The 1,853-nt window shown below is 56.2% G+C and carries 1 protein-coding gene and 1 pseudogene; both read left to right on the forward strand.

Annotated elements, in window-relative coordinates; genetic code table 11:
• The coding region (locus M7Q83_RS13895; protein WP_298340160.1) for a tyrosine-type recombinase/integrase at positions 1–987 on the forward strand (987 nt) is incomplete at its 5' end.
• Positions 959–1,853, forward strand: a pseudogene (locus M7Q83_RS13900) (hypothetical protein); the annotation flags it as partial. The gene M7Q83_RS13895 and the pseudogene M7Q83_RS13900, both read left to right, overlap by 29 nt.

Raw genomic sequence — 1,853 nt, forward strand, 5'->3', positions numbered from 1 at the left:
TATCTCTCGTATTTGAGGGACCGGAACTACTCAGCTATGACGATTCGTGCCTACGGGTACTCGCTAGTCGCTTTCGGTCGCTGGTTGTTGACTCAAGAGATCGCCTTGACAGAGGTCAGTACCAACACGATCCTTGATTACCTTCATGCCTGCCGTCTGGCAACCGTGCCGGGTCGCTCGTATCCCAATGTTGTGCGCATGGATGGCACTGCCCTTGATGGTTATGCACCCGCGACACTTAACCATCGCCTGGGAGCGATCTCCTCACTCTTTCGCTTCCTGTCAATGAGAGATCCTGAGATTCACAATCCAATTCCTAGGGGAACGAGCAGGCGGAGGCGCGTCAGCGGCGAACGTAACGGGACCCTCTCTCACCTTGCTCGAGGTCAAGTCTTTCGCTCAGAGCTCAGAGTACGGGAGCCAAGACTCCTCCCACATACGCTTGCTCCCAGAGAGATCTCAGATCTCCTTGGTGACTTTCGGAGCGTTAGGGACCTCGCGATGGCGGGGTTGATGGTCTACTCTGGCCTGCGCTCGGCTGAGGTGCTTGGCCTTTTCGTCCGCGATGTCGACATCGGGGCACGCTGGGTGAGAGTCCTTGGGAAAGGGGCCAAGGAGCGCAGGGTGCCGATCGACAATGACCTCAGCCAGCTCATCCAGACCTATCTGCTCGTTGAGCGCCCCGAGTCAGACGATGAGCATCTGTTTCTCGTGGCCAAAGGCAAGAACCGTGGCCAGGGACTCTCGGTGGCTGGACTTCGCACGGTCTTTCGCTATCACCGACTCACCAGCGGCGTGGTTGGAGGGAACCCTCATTCCCTCCGACACAGCTTTGGTACCGCAATGGCGGCCGCTGGGGTTGATCTCGCAATCATCCAAGCACTTCTTGGACACACTCATATTGATACCACCCAGCGTTACATTCATCTTGCGCCGGTCCATGTAAAGGAGGCCTTTGATGCGGCTAGAGCACGCTCAATCGATTGAATCAGGTCCTTTACCAGGCAATATCCTCGCCCAGTATGGGGCCGTCGTGGGCAGTGTCAACGATACTTCCTTTGAGATGGCCAATGCTCGCCGGTTTCTCGAACGTTACGAATCAGCTACCGCATTCATGACCCTTAACCTTGCCGAGAGGTTGACGTTCTCACCGCTCGCTGGTCCCTTCATGCTCTTCCTCATGCTCTTTGGGTATCTGCGACCAGGGTATGACTATCTGGTTGAGCGCAAACTAGTTGGCCTCTGGGCCATGATTCCCCAATCCCCAATGGCACCAGACATGGAACGCTTTCTTCTTGGGGCACGAGCTCTCGGCTACAGCGACAAGGTGAGCATCCGTGCAGGGTCCCAAGCCCTCGTGCGGCTACTTATTCAAACGGGCCGGCCACTTGACGGGCTCGTGGTGGCTGACCTTGCTGAGTTCAGGGCGGCCCTGCGTCGACGCAAGGAGGTCTCCAACAAGGGTTTTCGTCATTACCATGGTGCAATTCTCATCGTTGAACAGGTCCTCTTTCATCTTGGGATCTTCACAGTCGGCCCTGTCTCTCAAATCGCCTCTGAACCCTTCTCGTGCCGCATGGCCGAGGTACACCCTGCGTTACGTGATGGATTTGTTGCGTATCTGGAACGAAAGGGCGGGACCTGCAAGCCAAAGACGATCGGTTCAATCGCTACTCGGCTGGCCCACTTTGGTCGATTCATTGCCGAACATGACCCAGCACTTGGTTCTTTCGCCGAACTGAGACGACAACCCCACATCGAGCCCTACTTGAACTACGTCGCAAGAGTGCTGAATCCAAAGAATGGCCTGCCCTTCACCCTGAGTTACCAGGTCCAGCTCATCGTCACCCTAG

The organism is Ferrimicrobium sp., from assembly GCF_027364955.1.
Taxonomy (GTDB): Bacteria; Actinomycetota; Acidimicrobiia; order Acidimicrobiales; family Acidimicrobiaceae; genus Ferrimicrobium.